Raw genomic sequence first — 24,659 nt, 5'->3', positions numbered from 1 at the left:
TAATATTAAACTCAGAGTAAGATGTGAGTGTTCCTTAATAAATAAAGGTAAAAAAATCAAGATGATAGATCAATATCACCTTGATTTTTTAATAGATACAATATTTTAATAAAGTGCCAATTTTTATAAACTATCAATTAATAAATGTATGACTGTTTAATATAACTGAACCTTGCCCATTTTGCCTTCGCCGCGCTCGGTTAAATATTGCATCACTGGCGTATTAAACAATCTTGATTCTGCCACTGTTTTAGCCTCAACGAGACGTTTTTGTTGACGACGCTCTGGGGTTTTATCATCGGCTTGCGCGATACTGCTATCAATTCGTAAACTGATGGCGGCATCAGGGAATTGTACCTGCATCTTTGTCGCTAGCTGCTCAAAGGTTGCCTGCAAATGCTTACTATCGACTGCTGTGACAAAGATGGCTTCGGCATTACAGCTGCCTGTCATCATACCTTGACGGGCAAGCGCCAATTCATCTTGAGCCAAACTAGCGGCTTCACGAGCAGTTTGTAGCCAATAGTCCCATTTTTCTGGTGTCCACTCACCTATCAATTCTTGCGGCGGACAACGCAGAAGCGCCCGAGGGTCTTCAGATTGACTGAATAATTGAGAATCATTTACCTCGGGTTCAACAACGGGTTCAACAACGGGTTCAACAACGGGTTCAACAACGGGTTCAACAACGGGTTCAACAACGGGTTCAACAACGGGTTCAACAACGGGTTCAACAACGGGTTCAACAACGGGTTCAACAACGGGTTCAACAACGGGTTCAACAACGGGTTCAACAACGGGTTCAACAACGGGTTCAACAACGGGTTCAACAACGGGTTCAACAACGGGTTCAACAACGGGTTCAACAACGGGTTCAACAACGGGTTCAACAACGGGTTCAACAACGGGTTCAACAACGGGTTCAGGCTGATTGTTGGACAATTCTAGCGTGTCATAAACGCTAGAATTATCGTACTGGCTTAAATGACTAGCCTCGTCATTTGAGTAATATTGCTCATGTTGAGTAATACTATTATCAGCGCCAACATCCTGTTTATCATTGACACTTATATCAGTATTCTCATAAACGATATTGTCAGATTGAGTTTGTAATTCTAATGATGATGACACTGGCTCAGTGATTAATGTAGCGCTAGAGACAGTGGTAGTAGGTTTTTCTATAGCCATTACCGTACTATCAAGTACATTGGCTAATATCTCATCAACCGGTAAGGGACGAAAAGCTAAGAGACGTAAAATACACATCTCAAGTGCTTGCATCGGCGTACTGGCAAGCTTGACGCCTTCCCGTGCTTGTACCACGATTTCATAATAAAGCTGTAATACGTCAGGGCTCATATGCTGGGCAAGCTGATCGATATGCTGTGCTTGCGCTTCATTGACATTGAGAGCGACTTCGGGCAGCAGCTGACACAATGCCAACTGATGCAATAGCTCAGCGAGTCCGTCAAACATACTGCTAGCATCAACCATTTGCGCACGCATCTGCTCGATATGGGCAGCGACAGCAGGCTTATCATGATTATAGATATCTGTAATTAAGCTCACTAAGTCGGCCGCATCAATCAAGCCGAGCATCGAATTAACGGTCACATCATCAAGCGCACCTTGGCCAAAAGCAATGGCTTGATCGGTCAACGATAAGGCATCACGTACCGAGCCTTTTGCCGCACTAGCCAATTGCCAAAGTGCAGGCTGTGTATAGCCTACTTGTTCTTGGGTTAGAACATTGGCTAAATGCTCACTGAGCAAGCTTTGCGACAAAGGACGTAATACGAACTGCAGACAGCGCGAGATAATAGTAATCGGCAGCTTTTGTGGATCCGTAGTGGCTAATAAGAACTTGACATGCTCAGGCGGCTCTTCCAAGGTTTTGAGTAGCGCATTAAAGCTGTGTGTTGACAACATATGCACTTCGTCAATCAGGTAGACTTTATAACGGCCTTGGCTTGGCGCATACGGCACATTATCCAGTAGCTCGCGCGTGTCCTCAACTTTGGTACGAGAAGCCGCATCAATCTCAATCAGATCAATAAAACGCCCTTGATCAATCGCCACGCAATTATCACACACGCCACATGGGGTACTGGTAATGCCAGTATCACAGTTCAAACATTTAGACAAAATACGGGCGATGGTCGTCTTACCGACGCCGCGCGTACCCGTAAATAGATAAGCATGATGCAGACGATTGTAATCAATGGCATTAATCAATGCCTGTGAGACATGCGTTTGCCCAATCAACTCGTGAAAGTTTTTGGGGCGGTATTTGCGGGCTAAAACTTGATATTGCTGCGTCATAATGAATGCCAAGGTAAGTCGTAAAAATATAAGTAAAGCATCAAATTAGCAATTTATCTTAAAATCAGTTATCGAAGCTAAGTGTCAAAAATAAGTGTCGAAACTAACTATTGAACCTAACTATCCAAACCAAGCATCAAAAACAGCTATCAAACTTAAGTCTCAAAACTAGGCTATGATTGAGCTCTCAATTGAGCCAATTGTTGATATAAACGCTGCGTATTCGCATCGATAAGCGATCCATGCTGATGGAAAGCATCTAGATGTACTTCGGTATTCACGCTATCTTCACAAGGTCTGATATCGACACCAATTAAAAACAGCTCTTGCATAACGGGCTGCTGCATCTGAGCGTTGAGCTCAAATAGCAAATCTTGATGACCAGCACGAACTTTATCTGCACTTAACGAGCTATTGCTATCTTGCGCATAAAATACCATCAAATAATGGCGACCAAATACATTGTAAGAGTGCTCATGGCGCACATAACCTGTCCAGCGCGATTCTTGGTCAATTGTTCTATGGGCCAATATTTTTTCTATCAAACACGCATAGGTGTACATGGATTCATCGACCAAAATATCAACCTGCTCTTTTGGTAGTGGGTTACCCGCTTCATAACAGCTTTTGATTAAACTATTAAAAAGCTTGTACCACATTCGAGTATTTTTCTGAATCTCTGCCATCAGCGCTGCCGCAAACTCAGTTTGGTTAGGCTCTGCTGCTTTTATCAATCGTGGTTCAATCTGTGCTATCAATCCATGACTGACCAATTGCTCTTGAACTTCAATCGCCCTATGATGAAAATCTGGCGATTGTAAGAACTGCACAAGCAAAGTCGACTCGTCTGCAAACGTCTCAAGCCCAGTCAGTTTACTGCGATGAAACGCTAGATAGGCGGTCAAATCACTTGGCGTCACCAACTGGTTTAATATCTCAGCAAAGTTCTGGTAGCTAAATACTTGTAGAACGCTGTGTTCATCGTCCAAATCTAATACACAATCTTCAGCAAAGAACTGACTGCCATACTCATAACCAACCGCATAAGATGGCAATGATGAATACTGGTTTTGTAGATCATTATGATCGCAATCTTGATGCTGGACTGAAAGTGATGTTAATCCAATAAAATATACGGGTTTATTAGATGTCGCTTCATTTTTATGAGTGATAGCTTTATCGTTTTTGAGATAAAGATGTGCATGTTGCTTGATAAGCTGATTGACAACTTCTTTTCTCCATGTACGAACTTGAGTAGTATCAATGTCTTGCTTACTTGCCTGCATCACGACATCATTGACAATAAGATAAACCGTCGCATTAGAAAACTTGAAAACAAAATCATAACCCTGAAAATATTCAGGGCTAGTGATTTTCTTTTCTGATAAGTCATACAAAGACAAAAAACTCTGTTGAATCATCTGTTGCCAAATCGAGGGCGTTACTTGCTGATTGTCCATAGTATGCATAATGTCCCTATTAATTAAGTACTAAAAAACCATAGAAGGCTATTCCATCAAAGCGGAGAAAGCCATCTTATGTTCAGTTTAGTACTAGCATAGACTTATGGCAAGCAAACTATCTTTAACCCTCAAGCTTACGGCGCATATGTGGGAATAAAATCACATCACGAATACTGGCAGAGTCTGTCAATAACATCACTAAACGGTCGATACCAATACCTTCACCTGCTGTTGGCGGTAAACCATAAGACAAAGCTTCGATATACTCTGCATCGAAATGCATCGCTTCATCATCGCCAGCATCTTTTTCAGCAACCTGACCAAGGAAACGCTCAGCCTGATCTGCAGGATCATTAAGCTCACTAAAGCCATTAGCCAACTCACGACCACCGACAAACAGCTCAAAACGATCCGTAATCTCAGGGTTATCATCACTACGGCGTGCTAGCGGTGAGGTTTCAGCAGGGTATTCAGTGATAAACGTCGGCTGACGCAATTGGTGCTCAGCGGTTTCTTCAAAGATGATGGTCTGCAACTTACCCACACCAAAGACATCCTTTACCTGTTGCTTTAGCGTTGTCGATGCGTACTCTGCAAGATACTCACGATCGTTAATACGATTCATATCAAAGTTTTCTGCATATTTGGCAATCGCATCAGACATAGATAGACGTATAAATGGCGCTTTTAGGCTAATGGCTTCTTCTTGGTAAGTAATCTCGGTGGTACCTAAGATATCGATCGCCAATTCGTTAAATAAGCGCTCAGTCAAATCCATCAAATCATGATAATCTGCATACGCTTGATAAAACTCAATCATGGTAAATTCAGGATTATGACGGGTTGAAACGCCTTCATTACGGAAGCTACGGTTAATCTCAAAGACTTTCTCAAAGCCACCAACGACCAAGCGCTTAAGATAAAGTTCAGGAGCAATACGCAGATATAATGGCATGTCTAACGCATTATGATGGGTCACAAACGGACGTGCCACTGCACCACCTGGGATCGGATGCATCATAGGCGTTTCAACTTCCATAAAACGCTCATTTAGCATAAATTTGCGAATACCGCTAATGACTTGACTGCGCACCATAAAGGTATCACGGGTCGTCTCATTAGTCATCAAATCAAGATGACGATTGCGATAGCGTGCTTCCACATCAGCTAGTCCATGAAATTTATTTGGCATTGGGCGTAATGCTTTGGTCAATAACTCAATCTCTTCAATATGTACGTACAAATCGCCTTTGCCTGAACGACCGATATAACCTGATACACCAACGATATCACCCAAATCTAGCGATTTGATGTCTGCTAACGTCTTTTCATCTAACTCTTTGCGTGCCACATATAACTGGATACGACCTGTCATATCTTGGATAACAATAAACGCCCCACGGTTCAGCATGACGCGACCGGCGACATTCACCTGTGTTTTTTCGCCTTTAGCATCATTGTCAGCAATTTCTTGTTTTGAGATACCCTCAAAAGCTGCCTGCAAGTCTTGAGCATAATCTGTGCGCTTAAACGTATTCGGATAAGGCTGTTTACCTGAAGCGACGATATCATCCAGCTTGGCTTGCAATTGGGCAATCAGCTCATTAGCGTCTTCTGGAGCTTGCTCTTGATTGTTTTGCTGATTTTGATTATTAGGCTTTGACATAACACTCTCAAAATTATTAGATAATTAAAGGAATAAACGAAAACGATAAACTTAAATTAAGGGATTAAAACAAAAAATTCAAATTAGGCAGCTGCATAATGATTATGTGGCTTTAGTATTAAAAATAAATAGTAAATTAATCAACACAGATAGCAGGATGTGCCACACCTTTTTCTATGGTTTGATAACAGCCAAAACCGCTGCTGTCACTAGCGCATTGCCCAGACTGGTTTTTAGTACTACTCTTAATGAACTCACCGGTATTTTTGCACTTACCTTGGCAGTCGGTACTGTCTTGGCAAGCTTTTCCTGCATCGGTATAAGTCACCACACATTGATAGCAGCCAAGGCGACCTTGCTGTGAAAATGCGCCACCCTTTGCCGTGCACGCTCGTACCATCTCGTTAGGCGGATAGATGCACGCTTGATAAGAAAACGGGTCATTTTTATGAGTCGTTGCAGTATTAGTCGTTACACTATTATCGCGCTGGTCTGGCTGTACGACTGACGTTGATGAAGGCGTGACACTACAAGCAGATAACCAAAATACCATTAAAATCGCGACAATAGTCATCGCGATTTTATTAAACGGTAATAGTAGCGATGAGTTGGTTATCATATGCATAGCATACGCCTCTTATATTATTGGCTAATGAAGTGCTTATTAAGCACCGCCAATACTTGCCATCAAGTCCGCTTGATGCTCACGTAACAGCGCATCAAGGATTTCATCCAAGTCACCTTCCATAATCGAATCAAGCTTATATAAAGTCAGATTAATACGATGATCCGTCATACGTCCTTGCGGGAAATTATAGGTACGGATACGCTCCGAACGATCGCCGCTACCAACCAAATCGCGACGTATCGTATCAGCGGCATCTACCTGTGCTTGGACTTTGACTTGCTGAATTTTTGAAATCAGCATTTTCATCGCTTGCGCACGGTTTTTATGTTGACTGCGTTCTTGTTGACACTCTACCACGGTACCCGTTGGTATATGCGTCAAACGTACAGCAGAGTCGGTAGTATTCACGTGCTGACCACCAGCACCGCTTGAGCGGAAAGTATCAAAGCGAATATCAGCTGGATTCAAATCAACCGTATCATCAATTTCAACTTCAGGCATCACAGCGACAGTACAGGCTGACGTGTGTACACGACCTTGGCTTTCTGTATCAGGCACACGCTGAACACGATGTACACCAGACTCAAACTTTAGACGACCATAAACGCTATTACCAGACACACGAGTAATGATTTCTTTATAACCCCCATGTTCGCCCTCATTGGCTGACAAAATCTCTAAAGTCCAGCCTTGGTTCTGGGCGAATTTTTGGTACATACGGAATAAGTCACCAGAGAAAATCGCTGCTTCATCACCACCTGTCCCTGCACGAATCTCAAGGAATGCGGGCACTTTGTCGTTAGGATCTTTTGGCAGCATCATGAGATTAAGTGCTTCTTCCATCTCTACAATAGTATCGCGAGCACTGTCAATCTCTTCTTGCATCATCTCTTTCATGTCAGGATCTGATGCTTCTTTTAGCATCGCTTCTGCATCAGCCTGATCCGTTTCTGCACCAACATAGTTCTGCCATAAAGTGGTGATATCCATCAAGTCACTATGCTCAACGGACAGCTCACGGAATTTATTGTTATCACTGATGACACTCGGGTCTGATAATAAGGCAGTGACCTCTTCATAACGGTCTACCATTTGGTCTAAACGCAGGCGTAAGGATTCTTTCATAAAAGGACTTTTAATTGAATAATTGAAATAAGACCGTGATTATAGCAAATTTTTGCGCTTAAATTAAAACCTCTCAGCAATCTTGTCAATATATGAACAAACTTTTCTACTGCTTGCACCATATCGACGCTTTTTTCTGATAATTTAAATACAGCATCAGCTTCCCTCAAAACTTAAATAAAAAAATAGCCAAGAATACTCTTGGCTATTTTGATAATAATTAAGACTCAGGACTTAAAAAATTAGACCTTACGGACGATTACCGACCCAATAGAGTAACCAGCACCAAACGAGCAAATAACACCCAAATCACCAGATGCAAGGTCATCTTTATAGCGATGGAATACAATCATCGGGCTGGCTGAGCTGGTATTGGCAAATTCAGCAATGACACTCGGTACAATGGCTTTGTCTGCTTCTTTACCGATGACCGTACGCAAGATTAAATCTAGCATATTGGCATTGGCTTGATGGAGCCACATCATTTTTACATCAGAGGTTGGGATATTGTTTTCTTGTAGATGCTCAGTAATGACTTCTGACACTTTTGGACAGACTTCACGGAATACTTTACGACCATTTTGTAAGAATAATTTATCGGTTACTGGCTCTTTAAGGTCCGGATACATCTCTGTTTGCGCTGCCAAAAACTCTGAACGATCCATAAAACCGTATTCGTTTTTGATATTGGTCGAAAACTGAGTAAATAGCTTAGAGTTTAGAATCTCATAGCCTTTAGGTGTATCCAGCTCTTCGACGATGCAAGCAGTTGCGACATCACCAAAGATAAAGTGACTGTCACGGTTACGCCAGTTTAAATGCGCTGAAGTAATTTCAACGTTGACCACAGCGACGCGCTTAGCAAGACCTGATACGATAGAACCATGTGCTTGTGATAGACCAAAAGTCGCCGCACTACAAGCCACATTCATATCATAAGCAAAGCCGCCCACCATACCGATCGCATTTTGAATCTCGATAGAGACGGCTGGGTAAGTACGCTGAAAGTTTGAGCAGGCAAGGATGATACCATCTAAATCATTGGCCTCAAGTCCTGCATCAGCCAAGGCATCACTTAACGCAGCCACACCCATTTCTGCCATGATAGACAGCTCTTCGCCCAAGTTACGATAAGCGATAACAGGTGCCATGATGTCAGGATTTAAGATGCCGTCTTTTTCCATCACATAGCGTGATTTGATACCAGATACTTTTTCGATAAAAGCCGCTGATGAAGGCTGAAGAGCCGTGAGTGTGCCTGCTTCAATGTCAGCCGCGTGTTTTGTATTATAGTTTTCAACATACTGATTAAAGGACTCTACCAGTTCTTCATTACTGATGCTAAAAGGCGGGATATACAGGCCGGTGCCTGTGATACAAGTCGTCATGATACGCTTCCTTGTCTACTACTATGGTGCTTGAAATAAGCATAAGGTGAAGTAAAACAACAGTCGTCTAATTTTGGGTGAATGACTGTAAACTTAAAATAAGTGCCTTTATTATGCCTGAATATTATTATTTTTCTAATACTTTGTTACAAATAATCAGCTTCTTGCCAAGAATAAGCAAAGATTGGCTTCATTTTGCGGTAGCTGCGTTATAATCAGCCTTGCTTACTCACGTTATTTGTATAAATAATTGATCTGCATTTTGATTGTCTACATCTCTATTAAGAAATATCAAACTTATTATCTATTTTGGAATGACAATGGTGGAACTTTTGAATTGGTTGTTTGGTCAGTATGCCGACTATCCGACTTTGTTTATCGGGTTGGAATTGATTGCGGTTATCTTTGGGGTAGCCAGTGTACTACTCGCCAGTAAAACCAATATTTTGGTATTCCCTATTGGCTTGGTCAGCACCGCTATATTTGTCTATCTCTTATGGAAATGGCAATTATTTGGTGATATGTTTATCAATGCTTATTATACCATTATGAGTATTTATGGCTGGATAAATTGGTCAAAAAATAAAGAACTTACACAGCATCAAGACCATATAAACCCCACCGCTCAACAACATAACCAAGAGCTTAAAAACACTGATGCGCCAAACCTTATCCAAGTAGAACGTTTAGATAAAAATGACGTCCCTATATTGGCACTATTAGCCGCGGCAACTATAGCTTTTGTTGGTCTGGTTTATTATTTTAGACCAGTCATCAATAACAACTTCAGCTTCGATGGTGCTGAGCTTGGCATGCATCTATTTACGTGGGTTGAATATACTGATATGTTAACCACTGCCCTGTTTTTGATGGCGATGTGGCTGATGGCACGGCGCAAGATTGAGCATTGGATACTCTGGATTGTCGCTGATGCTATCTCAGTACCGCTCTATTTTTATAAAGGTCTAACCTTTACAGCATTACAATACGTAGTCTTCACTCTTATCGCAATTTGGGCTTATTATGAATGGCAACGACGCTATCGCCTTCAATCTCACGCAGCATACGCCTAAATCCGTCATCAAGGTCGCAGTTTTAGGCGCAGAAAGTACGGGAAAAACCACACTGTGCCGTGATTTGGCCGCGCATTTTGACTGTCCTTGGGTGCCAGAATATATGCGCACTTACTTGCAAGCTAAATGGGACGACGAGCAACTGACCTGTACGTGGGATGACTTATTGCCTATCGCACAAGGTCAGATACTGCTTGAGAATAAGTTGGCAAAGCAAGTATCACAAACGTCAAACGGCCATCATTATTTATTTTGCGATACCAGCTTGTTTGAGCTGATGGTCTACTCTAATTGGTATTATGGCGATTGCCCTGAAGTGCTCACCCAAGCAGCATTGGTGCATCATTATGACTTAATACTATTAACCGACGTTGATACACCTTGGGTTGCTGATGACTTGCGTGATAGCCCGCATCAGCGAGATGAAATAAGCGCTTATTTTGCTGATCAGTTAACAGCTTATAACAAACCATTTCAATCAATTGGCGGCGCTCGAGAGGTGCGGGTTCAACAAGTGGTAAAATTGCTAGATGCATTTAAATTAAATAATAATGCTTAGGCTATTTAATAAACACTGTCAAACCTTGCACCCATTACTACCTCACGAGCTTAGTGTTTAAAGCTTTTGCCCAATTCCGGCAGTTGTCCTCGCAGCGCTCGCATTGCTGGTTGGCATCAGAGATAAAGTCCACGTGTCCGCAGTACATACAAGCGTAATACGTTTGTGATTCTACCTGCTCAACCGCCTGATACTGTTTCGGGAAAAGTGGCAGACCATAGCCGGTGTCATCAGGTGGGTATAATAACAGGCTAAAATTGCCATCGGTTTCAAGCAAACCGGTACGAACCTGACCTAAATGCTCGACCCCCTGTTGGCGCATTTCCGCAAAAAACTCATCATGTGACATTTTCCCTTCTGCTATTTTGTCGTGTACCAGCATGCCATCTTCGACGATATATAAGGACTTACCTTCTAACAAATCTTCAAAAGGCTGATATTTCATCATGCCCCATGTACAGAGCCGGTAAAGCAGTATTACCGTACTCATGATTAGTACCGCTTGGATAATCGGTAAATCCTCGGTAAACATCGGGTCACCTGCGATAGAGCCCAGTGACAAGATGATAGTAAGCTCAAAGATAGATAACTGTCGAACGCCGCGCTTGCCGGTAAAGCGCAAAAATGAAATGATGAGCACAAACATGACAATGACACGTATCAGTATCTCAGCAGCAAATGTCCATGTTGTATCATGAATGAAAATACTTGCCCAATCCATATTTTTTCCCTTGTTATTATTTTTAATGATGGCATCAAAACCACTCTATTTAAAGCTGCTCTATTTTATGCAAAAACTCACTTATTAATTGTAGGAATTATTTTTGAAAGTCACATTGTATACGCTGATTGCGTTAATAGCCTTTGCTGCAAACTCTCTGTTTTGTAGGATGGCCTTAGCAGAGGGTTATATAGACGCTTGGAGCTTTACCATTGTTCGACTATTAAGCGCTGCTGTCTGCTTGAGTATGATCATGGCAGCTCAGTCCTACTACTTAAGACATCGCAAATTGAGACTTAGTCATTCTTTCAATGAAGAGATATTAAGTGAAAGAGGGAATTGGCTGAGTAGCATAAGCTTAGTTATTTATGCGCTGTGTTTTTCGATTGCCTATGTAGAGCTTGAGACTGGCACTGGGGCGCTGATTTTATTTTCAGCGGTTCAGCTCACTATGATTGGTTGGGGGATTTATAAAAAAGAGACATTGAGTCATTTGCAATGGATTGCCTTTGTTATTGCCATCACAGGGTTTGTATATTTGATGCTACCATCGGCCTCAATGCCTTCATTACTCGCTGCCATGCTCATGGCAATCAGCGGTGTGGCATGGGGTATCTATAGCATACGCGGCAAGACCTGTCTCTCACCGCTGCGAGCCACAGGTTTTAATTTCATCAGAAGTTTGCTAGCGATACCGATATTATTAGTCGCTGGTTTTATATATCAAAACATTATGGATGTGCAACTCATTCATATCGACAGTATCACCATGGAAGGGATATGGTTGGCGTGTGCATCAGGGGCAATTGCCTCTGGCATCGGCTACAGCATCTGGTATATGGCAATGCCTTTATTAAAAAACACACAGGCTGCCGTTATACAGCTTTGTGTGCCCGTGCTTGCAGCGTTACTGGGTGTGGTGATTTTGTCCGAGCCGATCACTTTAACTTTTATGATAGCAAGTACTGTCATCTTGAGCGCAGTATTGGTCTTTATTTTAAATAAACAGCCATATTAGTCACAATATAAGGCGCTTATGCTGAAATGTTGTCTATAATGCTCATTTGAGGCGACATCGCCATAGTGATAACAGGGTTTTTATAAATATCGCAGGCGATGAACGTTTTTATCAGGGCTTTTTATTGAAGGAATTTTATTAAATGACAACCACTACTCGCCAAGAATACGACTTACTTGGTCATCGCGATGTGCCGGCTGACGCTTACTACGGCATCCAAACCTTACGTGCTTTTGAAAACTTCACTGTTAGCGGTGTGCGCTTACATCAGTTCTCTACCTTTATCCGTGCCTTTGCTACCGTCAAGAAAGTGGCTGCTATTGCCAATAATAAAGTTGGAGTATTAAATAATACCGTTAAAGATGCGATTGTCGCAGCGTGTGATGACTTAATCGCTGATAAATATCATGACCAATTTATCGTCGATATGTTTCAAGGCGGCGCAGGCACCTCAACCAATATGAATGTCAATGAGGTCATTGCCAATCGTGCTTTAGAGATATTAGGCTATGAAAAAGGGCAATATCAGCATGTGCATCCAAATAATCATGTCAACCTTTCGCAGTCGACCAATGATGCCTATCCAACGGCGCTCAATGTCGCATTGGATGACTATTGCACCCATTTGTTAGAAAAGATGGCCATACTGCATCAAAGCCTAATTAACAAAAGCATCGAATTTGCCGATCAATTAAAAATGGGACGCACCCATTTACAAGATGCGGTACCGATGACTGCAGGTCAAGAATTCAACGCTTTTGCAACGATGGTCAAAAAGGAGATGGCACGTATCGAGTCAACTCGTGCGCTGTTTCATGAGATTAATATGGGTGGTACCGCTATCGGTACTGGCTTGAATGCACCTGCTGGGTATTCAGAGCTGTGTGCTGAGACATTACAAGAGCTAACTGGCAGACCTTATTATATTGCTGAAGATTTGATTGAAGCCACACAAGATACCAGTGCTTATGTTGCTTTGTCTGGCAATCTGCGTCTATTTGCTGCTCGTCTATCAAAGATTGCTCATGACTTACGCTTGCAATCCTCGGGTCCTCGTGCAGGCTTGGCACAATATCGCCTGCCTGAGATGCAGCCTGGTAGCTCAATCATGCCGGGTAAAGTAAACCCCGTTATACCTGAGGTGGTCAATCAAGCGTGTTTTCATGTAATGGGTATTGATACCACTATCGTCATGGCATCAGAAAACGCTCAGCTACAACTCAATGTCTTTGAGCCAGTCATTGCTTTCAACTTATTTACCGGTATGAGCATGATGGCAAATATCTGTGAGATATTTGCCACGCGCTGTATCGATGGCGTAATGATGAATAATGAAGCGTGTAATACTGAAGTATTCAACAATATTGGTCTGGTAACCGCATTAAACCCACATTTGGGTTATGAGTCGTCTACCTATGTGGCAAGAAAAGCCCAAGAAACCGGTGGTCGTGTTTATGACATCGTTCTAGAAGAGAACCTGATGGATAAAGAGACGTTAGACAATCTACTCTCTCCTGCTAACATGGTATATCCGAAGGTCAAACTGACCCCTTAGTGTTTTTTTTAACGTAAAAAGGCTGGGTTAGCGATTGCTAATCCAGCCTTTTTTTATTTTATTCATATCTGCATTATTTGGGGAAAATCTATAAGCTATATCTACGCACTGTCTAAAGATTGTGAAAATTAAAAATTAGTGCGTGGAACTCGCCCTATGTATTTACTCTAAAACGCTTAAGCCTGCGCGAGCAATACTTACGTCTTCATTGCCATGTGCGCCGCCCACACCAATACCACCAGCCACAATACCATCAATATATACAGGAATACCGCCCGGCATTATCAGTATGTTTTCATCAAGGTATCTGATGTCGGCAGCAATACTACCGTCCGCAACGCCTCTAGCGATAACTGCTGTTTCTCTTTTTTGCGAATTGGCTGTATAGGCTTTTTTATAACTTGAGCGAATAGTGTGCACACCCGCTCGATGATCCTTTAAAAAGGCCAGTATTTGCCCAGAACGATCAACCACCGTCACCGATACCATTAGACCATGCCTTTTAGACTCTATAAATGCAGCATTCACTATATCTTGTGCCATCTCGCCTGTGAGTAACGAGATTTTTGTATCTTGTGTCTCAGTATAAGAGACGCTATCCATAGCTGTAATTCCCATCTTCAATCCTTGATTTGATTTTATGAATAATTCATTGTCTTTGCATAACTCTCAGGCGCAAGCTTCATAGTAATAATCAGCATGCTCACCAATGTGATAAGTAGCATCAGCCAAACGGCTTGAAAGCTACTTGACCACTCACGCAAAAATCCGGCAAAGTACGGAATGATTACGGTAATAACAAACTAATACCTTGTACAAATGCGGTCACAGCACCAGCCAATGTAGGAAGTAACAGAGATTCAAATACGACTGTTAACGTGAAAGAGATGTATTAATTTTATAAAAATAATAATTGAAACACTGTAGAGGTTAGCAATCGGTGCATGGCGACTGCTTGAATATTTATTTCTCTAGAAAGGCTTGTAAGGTATGAGCTTAGCAGCCAGTGTCATGATAATATCTAAGATATCTATATAAGCGGTTGAATAAGCTTTTTGATAATACGGGCAAGAGTGTCATGCTTTTAGCAAATGGCAACTAAAAGCATGACCATAAAAAATAACCATAAAAATTTGCGAACGGTTACTGAAGTACTTACTTTCATGCTAACTCATTTTATCCCATATCTTACTGAGACGCTTGGGTGATACTGCCATACGGGTTTTCATCGGCTGAGCAAACAGTTGAATGCGGTACTCCTCGACCATCCAGCGGTAATCGCTGATGGCTTTATCATTAGCACGTCCTGCAAGTCTTTCCATATGTAAGTCAAGGGCATAGACGCCATCGAGGTCGGCTTCGACATTGTGCTCAAGACGGTCGATACGAATCTCTAGCGCTTCCAGATAGCGTGGATACTGCTGCCAGTGGCTATAATCCATACGATAAACAAAATCAGCCAAATGTAAATCTGCTAACTGATCTTCAATATCTTCAATAGACTCGCCAAATATCTCTCGATCAAGCATTAGCATGCTTTGGCGAATACGTTGCCAGCGAGTATAAACGCTTTTGAGCGTTTTTATGACCGTTTGACCAATCAGCAAAAAGTTACTTAGTAGCACATCGAGCGTTTGGCTATACTCTTCAGGAGTAAAGGGTAGCTCCTCACTGAGTCCAACCGCAACATCATTAGCACTCTCAGGTAGGTCTGCCGTATGATTAAACAATACATAGTGCTCTTCGAGTGTTGCATCTAAAGTCGCATCAATAATGATAGTCTTAAGCTTTTCCATATCACCAAGCGGTGCGAATGCCAGTTTAAATATGTTGTCGACTTGACTGGTAAGCTGTTTTTTCTTTGAGCCAAGTCTACTTTTGATTAGCGTTAACACCCCGATACGGTGCGCCTGCAGTGCTGCATTAACATCGGTATATTGATGGATAGATACCGCTTCACCTGCCTCGTCAGCAACCAAAGCAGCAAACTGCTTCATAACCACGCCTGCGCTATGATGGTTTTTACTAAAGGCAAAGTGTTCAGGAAATTCTGTATGCGCGCCTTGCTGCTCATTCACCGCTTGGCGCGTCTGAGAAGCATGGCGAATCTGTAGCGTTTGCAGATCGCGTCCTTTTTCGATGATACGGTTCTTATCATCGACCACGCAAATTTGTGGCTGCAAATAACGATCAATACTAGACGGATTGAAATGCTCGGCGGTGACTGACATAATGCCACGGCGGTTAAGTGCTTGGCAAAGCTGTTTTAATAACCCCTGTCCACCCGCAGGCTGCAACTCATCAAACAAGCTATCGGCAGTATCAGGAATAGGTACAATCTGACGACGAATGTCTTTTGGTAATGATTTTAATAATTGCAATACCAGCTCATAACGCCAACCAGGTACACCCCATAACAATTCAATCGCATCAAGCTGCGGTAGGGCGACAAGCGGCACACGGATGGTCACCCCATCATCATCGCTTGCTGGATCAAAGATATAGCGTAGTGGCAGCTTTAAGTCACCAAGCTTCCACACTTCTGGGAAATCGCCTGTGGTCGGTGCTTGGCTATTAAGCACGTCTTCATCGGTAAAGAACAGATACTTAGTATCGGTTTTTTCAACTTCGGCACGCCAGTCTTCAAACGTTTTGCGGCTCGCAATATGATCGGGGATTTTTTTATCATAAAACTGATACAAGGACTCTTCATCGACTAATAGATCACGGCGGCGTAATTTATCCTCGATACGTTGAATGTCAGCAATTTTATCCATATTATGCTGTAAGAATGGTGCTTGTCTACCTAAATTTCCAGTAACCAGACCGTCACGGATAAATATCTCGCGCGATTCGCTTAGATTAACTTGCTCATAGTTGGTCAGTTGCTTACTGATAATAATCAGACCAAATAAGCTGATCTGGGAATAAGCTTTAACGCGGCCAGTTTTTTTCGACCAATGTGGCTCAAAGTAGTGATACTTTAATAAGTTACCGGCGGCTGAGATAATCCATTCTGGTTCAATCTTGGCAACGGTACGCATAAAGACTTGCGATGTCTCAACCACTTCAAAAGCCATGACCCAAGGTGGTATTTGTTTAAAAACCGTACTGGCTGGGAATATTTTGGCTTTCTGCTGGCGAGCAGCTAAGTATTCACCGCGATTTTCAGTTTTGTGAGCAATCGTAGACAACAAACCTGTTAACAATGCGCGATGTAAATTGGCGTATTTAACAGCTTTGAGTGCTTCATCTTCAATCGCGGTAGGGTCACTGTGAGTCACTTCTTTCGAGGCATTCTTGTCAGCAGTTTTTGCCTCATTAGCATCAGTCAGCTTGAGCTCAGTGACCATTTGTACTAACTGACGATGGGTTTGACTCCACTCACGTACACGCGGGAAGCTTAGATAGTTTTTCTTCGTAAACTGCTTACGCTGATTGCCAGACAACTTATTGCCATCTTCGTCTTTCTCAAACAGGGCTTTCCACAGACTTAAATAGAATAAAAAATCAGAGTCATCTTGGCGAAATTCAGCATGCTTCTGATCCGCTTGCTGGCGCTTATTTACTGGCCGCTCGCGTGGATCTTGGACAGCAAGCGCTGCAACGACAATGAGCATTTCTCGGATACAATCAAAATCGCTACCAGCTACCAGCATACGTGCCAGCCTTGGATCGATTGGCATACGTGCCATCTTTTGACCAGTCGGTGTCAGAACCAGATGATCCAGACCCTGTTTTGATTTTGGCTTGTTAGTTTGTTTAGCTGAAGGTACGTCGTTTTTAGCAGTAATCGCGCCCAATTCATCAAGCAATTTATGTCCATCAGTAACCAAGCGACTGTCAGGTGGCTCAATGAAGGCGAAATCATCGACGCTTCCTAGGCGCAGATTTGCCATTTGTAAAATAACGGATGCTAAGTTAGTGCGTAAAATCTCAGGTTCCGTAAATTCAGGACGACCAGTAAAGTCCTCTTCGCTATATAAACGAATACAAACACCCGGCGCAACACGACCACAACGCCCTTTACGCTGATTGGCAGCAGCTTGCGAGATGGCTTCAATTGGTAAACGCTGTACGCGCGAACGATAAGAATAGCGTGATATACGCGCAAAACCCAAATCAATCACATAGCGAATGCCGGGTACGGTCAATGCTGTCTCAGCGACGTTAGTCGCGATAACAATACGTCGGCCGCGACCTGATGGCTGAAAGATACGCTGTTGCTCTTCATAGGTCTGCCGTGCAAATAGTGGCAGCACTTCTGTATGCTTAGGTCCATGACGCTCAAGTACTTCCTGGAGCTCACGAATCTCAGCTTCAGTGGCTGCAAATATCAAGATATCTGCTTGATCAGAATGACCTTTACTTTGTGCATCGCTAAAGCATTCTTCCACTGCAGCAACCACCGCACGTGGCAGATTTTCTTCAAAGTCGTCGTAGCTATCATCGTCTGAGCTGGTTACTGGCTCATCTGTTAACGGACGATAACGCACTTCGACAGGGAAGCTTCGTCCTTCGACATTAAAAATAGGCGCAGGAATTTGCCGTTTAAGCTTATTATCGTAGCGACTAAAGTATTCACTAAAGCGTTTAGTGTCCAGTGTCGCTGAGGTAATAATGACTTTTAAATCAGGGCGCTTGGGCAGCAGTTTTTTTAAATAACCCATAATAAAGTCAATGTTTAAACTACGCTCATGGGCTTCATCAATAATAATAGTATCATATTTACTCAAAAAACGATCGTGACCAAGTTCAGCAAGCAAAATACCATCAGTCATTAGTTTAACGACAGATTGCGCCGTGCCTTGCTCGTTAAAGCGAATCTTGAAGCTGACCGTATTACCAAGCTGCTCGCCCAATTCTTCAGCGATACGGTTTGCCACACTGCGTGCCGCCAGTCGTCGAGGCTGTGTATGCCCTATCTGCCCACGTATACCGCGACCTGCTAGCATTGCTAACTTAGGCAGCTGCGTAGTTTTACCGGAGCCTGTCTCACCTGCAACGATAATCACTTGGTTATCGATGATTGCCTGAATCAAATCATCACCACGTTGGCTAACAGGGAGATCCTGATTCAATTTTTCTGCCAGCCTATCTGGAATGCTCTCTATACGCGCTTGCACCGCTTGTTGCGAGCGAGCTTTTAATTGCTCATATTGGGCGCGTTTTTTATCTAAATTATTGCTATTTTTAACGTTGTGTTTGTCATCCGTATTGCTATTTTTATTAGCAGACGATTTTGCACGTGCCAGCTCACGCTCAAGGCGACTGAGATAATACTCGTCCTTCGCGAGCACAGGTAAATTAGCAACAGAAATAACCTGTTGAGTATCCACACTTTCTTTCTGCGTATTTTTTGTCTCGGCGTTCAGATTTTCGGCTTGTACAGGCTGGATTTTTTCTTGATTTTCTGTTGAAGTATCAGGCATATTTACTTAGGCTATTTATTATTTAGGAGTTATTAGATTATGGGGATAATTGAGCTGCGATTCAAGTTACTCGTGTATGGCCTAGACTTGAGTTGTTGCTTATAGAACGTATCAAATTTCTAAAACAACCAAAAATCTCACAGAGATAAGGAGTGATTAGACGTATCTCTTAAAACTCATAAATACGTAAGCGACAATTAATATTATCACAGTGCTAATTTTTTAAGATTTTTAATACTTAAATATCCTACGTATTTTTTATCTTCTATGACATTTATACTTTTATCAAGCGCTCTTGCAAGAGGCTCGATAATGATTTTAACATTTGAGATAAGATCATTGACGTTATATATGTTGTCTATATCTACTTCAAACTTGTCATCAATATGCGAGGCAGCGTTAAAAGGCGATGCTTTATCTTTAAAAGTAAATTGTTTATAAAATTCGCTCTGTTTTGCTTGTTTAACTGCATCTGCTTGGCTATCAGCCACGATAAGTAGCTTATAATGAAACTCTTCAAAACTGCCCTGCTGATAGCCGCCTAAATTGATAAAGAATAGCTTTAAGTCGTTGGCGCACTCTGCTTGAATATTGGATTCCACTAATTTAATCGCATAATTATCAACTTTGCTAATAGCGCGGTATGAATCAATATGCCACTTATTTTTCACTTCAGGCCAATGGTTATTGATATCTGCTATTAATTCATTAACCTGATTGGCCACGCCAAAAAATATATCGTGTTGTTCAATCAACCGTCCTTTGGGACGACCGCCTAATTGAATCATATATAGGGTTGGCATTTTAGAGATTCCTTAGACATCTTATATGTTCCTTGTTAGATAAACCTAGTCAGTTAATAGTCATTCCAATCTGCTTTGAGCAGCTAATACATCAATGATAACAAGAAAGAAACGATAAGTATTTTATACCGACATTATGACTACTAGTAAATGAAAAACCCAATGTTTAAGAATCACTTAAACATTGGGTTTGTTCGGTTATAACTGTTTTCACTCATAGATTATAGTAAGAAAAAATATGCCCACAAACCTATGATAAAGGTAGAAATAACATTCAGTATGACACCAACACGTATCATCTCTGTCTGCTTAATAAGACCCGTCCCAAAGACAATAGCGTTTGGTGGCGTGGCAACTGGTAGCATAAATGCGCAAGAAGCACCGATACCAATAATCATGACTAATACTGCAGGTGGTAGACCCATTTGCTCAGCAATAGCCGCAAACACAGGGACTAACAAGGCGGCAGAAGCCGTATTAGAAGCAAATTCTGTCAAGAATATAATGAATGCCGCAACTGCCAGTACCACGACGATAAGCGGTGCAGAGGACAGTCCATTAGCAACTGCTTGACCAAGAACCAACGATGCGCCTGAAACTTTTAACACTGTTGATAGCGCAATACCACCACCGAACAACATGAGCACACCCCAGTCGGTATTGTCAGAAACTTGCTTCCATGAAACCAACCCTAAGCTGACCACCGCTGATGCTGCTAACAGTGCCACAATAGAATCAACATCATCAATATTAAGTGCGGCACCAATTTGTTTCGAGAGTATCCAGCTTAGCGCTGTGACGATAAATACAATAATTGTCAGTACACGCGGCTTATTCCATGCAATAGCCTCATCATCTTCGTTCAGCGTGACCTGACGGTTAAGATTGGGCTTGAGGAATAAATACATGGCACCGAGCAATAATGGCAACAGCACCACCATCATTGGAATACCAAACTTCATCCAATCGACAAACGCGATATCAAGTGCTTTTGCAGCAATAGCATTGGGTGGTGAACCAACGATCGTACCCAAACCACCAAGGCTCGCAGAATAGGCAATACCTAATAGTACGAACACAAAAGTGCCACGGTCTTTTTCGCGGTCAACCTGCGTTAGAATACCAAGCGCCAGTGGCAGCATCATCGCTGCAGTAGCCGTATTTGATATCCACATCGATAAAAATGCGGTGACCCCAAATATTAAGAATACCGCATTCCTCAGATTACCACCTGACATGGATAGAATCTTAAGCGCTATTTTCCTGTCTAATTGCTGCACATGCAATGCCGCCGCTAATGCAAAGCCACCAAAAAATAAATAAATAATTGGGTTAGCAAAGCTTTGTAATCCAATTTCAGCATCGAAATCCGGTAAACCAATTAGCGCTCCTATGACCACTACCAATATCGCTGTAATCGTCACATGTACTGCTTCAGTTAACCATAAAACGCCGATAAAGAACAACATGGCGAGGCCTTTATTGGCACTGATATCATACGGCAATACGTTATAGATAAACAGACTGATAACCGCCGCGATAGCGACAACTATCAATCCTTTACCGGTACCTTTTGGGAAGGTATCCGTAAATAAATACTCGTTGCCATCGTTAGGAAGATGGCTATCTAGTTTTTTCTCTGACATATAATGTCCTTATTGTACCCAAAGACGGTGTTAAAAATTATAAACATAAAGACGTCTTTCAGCTGTTAACCATACCTTTATAATCGTACTTAATAACAGTACTGACAAAAACAAGGTGCCATCATAGCAGAAATATTATCCACCAAATTATTATCAATATAGACATATTGAAAACCTTGTCAGAAATATAATCTTTATTTCATCTACCCAAAACCAATTGGCTTTATAAGTATGGATTTAAGTCTATTTTGAAAAACCAGAAGTCAGTTTGATACAAAGTTACATACCGTCACTAAATATGTTCATATCTTCCCTGTACAACTCATAAGCTGTATCACATACTGAGTTGGTGAAGAACGTTAATAAAAACAAATAGGAGATTCTCATGGCAGATGACAACAAAACTGACTCAACGACGAAAATGGCACCAAAAGACATCAACCAAGATGGATTGGCTAAAGAAGATCAGCAGCGTACTGACGATTCCGCGTTAGATATGATGCAAGGGTTGCACGAACATGAGGACCATAAAGAAGACGATCAGTAGTCTGTATGGATTCGATTGAAATAAAATTTAAAAATGAATAAGCGCTTATCAAACTGATGGGCGCTTTTTTCTTGGCCGTCTTTTTTCTGATAGATTGTCTGATACATAGTTGTATACGAAGGCTGCGCTCAAAACAATAGTAATAGGCAAAAACAACGCACCATAGCCGACTCTGGCATATAAAAAAGCACCTACGGCACTGCCAGCGCAAAAACAGTACCAAATAATCGCCTGAAAACCTAATGTTGGCTTACTGATGCGACGACCCGCCAGCCAATTACCGATGGCAGCGCCCATATCTGAGGTTAGTCCTGTTAAATGCGTGGTACGAATCACTGCACCGCTATAAGTGGCAACCATTGCATTCTGTAAGCCACATGCCATAGCAGCGGAAAGCTGTCCTAGATAATCGTGCTGCTGGTATAACCAATAGCTTATTAACAATAATGCCGCTTCAATATAAAGCGCATTACCATAACGTCGACCAAGCTTCAATGACGTCTGACCGATAACAAAACCACTTAATACAGCCCCTGCCAAAAAAGACAGCAGTAGCGCGCCGATAAATAAAAGGCTTTGAATGTCTAAGTAAGCGATAGCAGCGGCAAACAAGCTTACGTTACCTGTCACATGCGAGACAGATAGATTGGTAAAACCCATTAATGCTGCCGTATTGACACAGCCTGCACTGAATGCCAATACGGCGCCACCCCACAATATCCATCTTGGTAATTTGGTTATCATATTCGTCGCTTAATGGCTTATCAGCAAAAAACCCATAATATAATCAAAAAGACAGCCGATTGGCTGCCTTCCTCATTCCTCATTATATATCGTTGAGAATTGTCTTTTAACTACTTCGGCTCATCAAGCATCATTAGCTGCTCGCTGATCGCGACGGTATTGAAGCCTGCATCAACAAACATAATCTCACCAGTGATACCAGATGCCCAAGGCGACAATAAAAATAGCGCGGCATTACCGACTTCAGCTTGAGTAATATTACGCTGTAACGGGGCGATTTTTTCACTGATATCAAGCATTTTACGGAATGACTTGATGCCACTGGCAGCAAGCGTACGAATAGGACCTGCCGAGATCGCATTGACGCGAATGCCCTCACCGCCCATTGAAGTTGCAAGGTAGCGAACACTGGCTTCAAGACTCGCCTTTGCCATACCCATGACGTTGTAGTTTGGCAATACTGAAATACTGCCTTCATAAGTCAACGTCAACATTGAGCCGTGGCGCATAGCAAGTAGCTCACGCGATGCTTTTGCCAATGCCACAAAGCTATAGCTTGAGATATCATGGGCGATATGACTGCCTTCACGGGTTGTCGCATTGACAAAATCACCATCAAGCTGATCCATCGGTGCAAAGCCAATCGCATGTACTACGCCATTGATGCCATCGCCCCAATGGGCAGTGACTTGCTCAAAACAAGTCGCAATAGACGCATCTGATGCCACGTCACACTCAAGGACCAAGTCCGCCTCAAATGCTTCAGCCGCCATATCTACCCGTTTTTTGATTTTATCATTAGGATAAGTCAAAATTAACGACGCGCCTTCACGATGTAGTGCTTCAGCGATTGCCCAAGCGATAGATAGTTTGCTAGCGATGCCTGTAACGACAAAACGCTGTCCTTGTAATAGCATAATATTTCCTTTTAAGTCAATTTAGGTCATTTAAATGATCGATTATTTTTAATAGTTGGCTAATAAATAGCGAGTAGAAGTACCAATTGAAAGATGAGTTATTATACACGAATTGATTTAAGTAAACAGTCGTAAACTGTATTTGCTTACACTGTATTAATGCCTAATCCCGCTTAATAATACCATTTAATATTGATAAAACGGTGAACTACCGGCTACAGCAGTATGAAGTTAAGTAGATTTCGAGTATAATCACAGCCCTCCCAGCTTGCACAATTTTTATAATAATCCTTTACAACCATTGTTTGTAACTAAGGATTTAGCGTTAAGCTACACCCACATTTTGGATGGCTGCCAAACTTATGAGCAATACCGCAACAATAGCATCAGACTACCAAGAAAGCATCGTATCCTATCGCCAGCTCATCGCCTCAACGGGTGAGGACTTGCATCGTCCAGGACTTGAAGACACCCCAACACGTGCTGCCAAAGCATTTGCGCATTTGACCAAAGGCTATCATCAAAGCTTAGATGAAGTCGTTAATGACGCTTTGTTTCCATCGACCAACCGTGAGCTAGTATTGGTACAGAATATTGAGTTTTATTCATTGTGCGAGCACCATATGTTGCCTTTTCACGGTGTAGCACACATTGGTTATTTACCAAACGGTCAAGTGTTAGGGTTGTCTAAATTTGCTCGTATCGTCGATATGTTTTCTCGTCGCTTGCAAGTTCAAGAAAATTTAAGCGAACAAATAGCGCAAACGATTATGGATGTGACGGGCTGCCGCGGTGTGGCAGTAGTAATGGATGCTGCTCACATGTGTATGATGATGCGCGGCGTCAATAAGCAACACTCTACTACGCGCACAATGTCGATGTTAGGTGAGTATGTACATGACAATCAAGCGCGCAATGAGTTTTTAGATGCTGTACCGAAGCGTAAACCTGCTTTTTAATGTTGAAGATTAATATTACCTAATTATAAAAAGGACGCTCATGCGTCCTTTTCTCGATTATCTTTTTAGTATTTCAAATATAGTTCACTGGCC

19 protein-coding genes are annotated in these 24,659 nt (G+C 42.1%); 6 read left to right on the top strand and 13 right to left on the bottom strand.

Features of this window, described 5'->3' with window-relative positions:
- Positions 1 to 156: 156 nt before the first annotated feature.
- From dnaX to OEG80_RS05810, 6 genes are all read right to left on the bottom strand, one after another.
- Entirely contained in the window at positions 157 to 2,322 is a 2,166-nt protein-coding gene (gene dnaX / locus OEG80_RS05835) for a DNA polymerase III subunit gamma/tau (protein WP_263242284.1), read from the bottom strand.
- Positions 2,323 to 2,495: 173 nt separating this feature from the next.
- Complete coding sequence (locus OEG80_RS05830; RefSeq protein WP_144061764.1) at positions 2,496 to 3,791, bottom strand: hypothetical protein; 1,296 nt, start codon at positions 3,789 to 3,791, stop codon at positions 2,496 to 2,498.
- Between the two features lie 115 nt (positions 3,792 to 3,906).
- On the bottom strand, positions 3,907 to 5,451 hold the full coding sequence (gene lysS, locus OEG80_RS05825; RefSeq protein WP_181209885.1) for a lysine--tRNA ligase: 1,545 nt from the start codon (positions 5,449 to 5,451) through the stop codon (positions 3,907 to 3,909).
- 136 nt (positions 5,452 to 5,587) lie between these two features.
- A complete protein-coding gene (locus OEG80_RS05820; protein ID WP_020443577.1) occupies positions 5,588 to 6,076 on the bottom strand; it encodes a hypothetical protein in 489 nt (162 codons plus the stop codon).
- Positions 6,077 to 6,115: 39 nt separating this feature from the next.
- The gene (prfA, locus tag OEG80_RS05815) at positions 6,116 to 7,204 is read right to left on the bottom strand and encodes a peptide chain release factor 1 (protein ID WP_020443578.1); all 1,089 of its coding nucleotides are present in this window, start codon (positions 7,202 to 7,204) and stop codon (positions 6,116 to 6,118) included.
- 242 nt (positions 7,205 to 7,446) lie between these two features.
- A complete protein-coding gene (locus OEG80_RS05810) occupies positions 7,447 to 8,592 on the bottom strand; it encodes a beta-ketoacyl-ACP synthase III (RefSeq protein ID WP_263242282.1) in 1,146 nt (381 codons plus the stop codon).
- A gap of 320 nt (positions 8,593 to 8,912) precedes the next feature.
- On the opposite strand from OEG80_RS05810, the gene pnuC reads away from it, so the two are divergent.
- Positions 8,913 to 9,665: a nicotinamide riboside transporter PnuC gene (gene pnuC / locus OEG80_RS05805; RefSeq protein ID WP_263242281.1), complete on the top strand. Its 753-nt coding sequence runs from the start codon at positions 8,913 to 8,915 to the stop codon at positions 9,663 to 9,665.
- Positions 9,616 to 10,224 (top strand): ATP-binding protein, encoded by a 609-nt coding sequence (locus tag OEG80_RS05800; protein ID WP_263242279.1) that lies wholly within the window; start codon positions 9,616 to 9,618, stop codon positions 10,222 to 10,224. The genes pnuC and OEG80_RS05800 overlap by 50 nt, the downstream gene beginning before the upstream one ends.
- Positions 10,225 to 10,261: 37 nt before the next feature.
- Here the strand turns inward: OEG80_RS05800 and OEG80_RS05795 are convergent, their stop codons facing one another.
- Complete coding sequence (locus OEG80_RS05795) at positions 10,262 to 10,945, bottom strand: DUF421 domain-containing protein (protein WP_011513746.1); 684 nt, start codon at positions 10,943 to 10,945, stop codon at positions 10,262 to 10,264.
- 103 nt (positions 10,946 to 11,048) lie between these two features.
- Between OEG80_RS05795 and OEG80_RS05790 the strand changes: the two genes are divergently transcribed.
- Together OEG80_RS05790 and OEG80_RS05785 are read left to right on the top strand one after the other, a co-directional pair.
- On the top strand, positions 11,049 to 11,963 hold the full coding sequence (locus OEG80_RS05790; protein WP_020443583.1) for a DMT family transporter: 915 nt from the start codon (positions 11,049 to 11,051) through the stop codon (positions 11,961 to 11,963).
- A 142-nt stretch (positions 11,964 to 12,105) separates the two neighbouring features.
- Positions 12,106 to 13,518 carry an aspartate ammonia-lyase gene (locus tag OEG80_RS05785; RefSeq protein WP_020443584.1) on the top strand — a complete coding sequence of 471 codons (1,413 nt, stop codon included), beginning with the start codon at positions 12,106 to 12,108 and terminating at the stop codon, positions 13,516 to 13,518.
- 162 nt (positions 13,519 to 13,680) lie between these two features.
- On the opposite strand, the gene OEG80_RS05780 is transcribed toward OEG80_RS05785, so the two are convergent.
- The 4 genes from OEG80_RS05780 to OEG80_RS05765 form a co-directional block, all read right to left on the bottom strand.
- Positions 13,681 to 14,136, bottom strand: coding sequence for a GlcG/HbpS family heme-binding protein (locus OEG80_RS05780; protein ID WP_020443585.1), 456 nt, complete (start codon positions 14,134 to 14,136; stop codon positions 13,681 to 13,683).
- A gap of 548 nt (positions 14,137 to 14,684) precedes the next feature.
- On the bottom strand, positions 14,685 to 18,950 hold the full coding sequence (gene hrpA, locus OEG80_RS05775; protein ID WP_263242276.1) for an ATP-dependent RNA helicase HrpA: 4,266 nt from the start codon (positions 18,948 to 18,950) through the stop codon (positions 14,685 to 14,687).
- A 206-nt stretch (positions 18,951 to 19,156) separates the two neighbouring features.
- Entirely contained in the window at positions 19,157 to 19,753 is a 597-nt protein-coding gene (locus OEG80_RS05770) for a DUF1543 domain-containing protein (RefSeq protein ID WP_011513751.1), read from the bottom strand.
- Between the two features lie 221 nt (positions 19,754 to 19,974).
- Positions 19,975 to 21,399: an SLC13 family permease gene (locus OEG80_RS05765; RefSeq protein WP_263242273.1), complete on the bottom strand. Its 1,425-nt coding sequence runs from the start codon at positions 21,397 to 21,399 to the stop codon at positions 19,975 to 19,977.
- A 385-nt stretch (positions 21,400 to 21,784) separates the two neighbouring features.
- Here OEG80_RS05765 and OEG80_RS05760 point away from each other — a divergent pair, with 385 nt between their 5' ends.
- Positions 21,785 to 21,946, top strand: a complete 162-nt coding sequence (locus OEG80_RS05760) for a hypothetical protein (RefSeq protein ID WP_011513753.1) — start codon at positions 21,785 to 21,787, stop codon at positions 21,944 to 21,946.
- 48 nt (positions 21,947 to 21,994) lie between these two features.
- Here the strand turns inward: OEG80_RS05760 and OEG80_RS05755 are convergent, their stop codons facing one another.
- Positions 21,995 to 22,690, bottom strand: a complete 696-nt coding sequence (locus tag OEG80_RS05755) for a YoaK family protein (protein ID WP_263242272.1) — start codon at positions 22,688 to 22,690, stop codon at positions 21,995 to 21,997.
- 110 nt (positions 22,691 to 22,800) lie between these two features.
- Complete coding sequence (locus OEG80_RS05750; protein ID WP_263242271.1) at positions 22,801 to 23,607, bottom strand: enoyl-ACP reductase FabI; 807 nt, start codon at positions 23,605 to 23,607, stop codon at positions 22,801 to 22,803.
- Between the two features lie 362 nt (positions 23,608 to 23,969).
- Between OEG80_RS05750 and folE the strand changes: the two genes are divergently transcribed.
- Positions 23,970 to 24,566 carry a GTP cyclohydrolase I FolE gene (folE, locus tag OEG80_RS05745; protein ID WP_263242270.1) on the top strand — a complete coding sequence of 199 codons (597 nt, stop codon included), beginning with the start codon at positions 23,970 to 23,972 and terminating at the stop codon, positions 24,564 to 24,566.
- Positions 24,567 to 24,659: the final 93 nt, after the last annotated feature.

It is taken from the genome of Psychrobacter sp. SC65A.3, assembly GCF_025642195.1.
Classification (GTDB): domain Bacteria; phylum Pseudomonadota; class Gammaproteobacteria; order Pseudomonadales; family Moraxellaceae; genus Psychrobacter; species Psychrobacter cryohalolentis.
This window is presented reverse-complemented; position numbering and strand designations above follow the sequence as displayed.